Source organism: Paraburkholderia sp. JHI2823 (assembly GCF_038900695.1).
Taxonomy (GTDB): Bacteria; Pseudomonadota; Gammaproteobacteria; order Burkholderiales; family Burkholderiaceae; genus Paraburkholderia; species Paraburkholderia mimosarum.
In genome coordinates this window covers 1-255 of the sequence record NZ_JAYMRY010000419.1, presented here as the reverse complement: position 1 = coordinate 255, position 255 = coordinate 1, and the positions used below count along the sequence as shown (strand labels likewise).

At 61.6% G+C, this 255-nt stretch carries 1 protein-coding gene; it reads right to left on the bottom strand.

All coding sequences use genetic code 11. The features are described from left to right. Nucleotides 1-255: transposase (locus tag VSR34_RS39240; protein ID WP_342965329.1), on the bottom strand; the 255-nt coding region annotated here is incomplete at both ends.

Here is a 255-nt window from a genome sequence, read left to right as displayed (position 1 = left end):
ATCGTCTCGGCCAGCAACTCCTCAACTCCGGCTTCACCCAGGCGCTTGCGCCAACGCGTGAGGCTCGACGGATCGATCGGCGGCTCGGTCTGTAAAAATGCTTCGCCGGTGAAGACCTGCCAGTACGGGTTCTCCACCCATTGCCAGACCACTTCCTCATCCGACAGATCGAACGCATGCTGGAGATACAACAAGCCAGCAATCAGCCTCGGTGAGGTGGCCGGCCGACCCTTGCGCGAGACGAAGCTCGCGCTC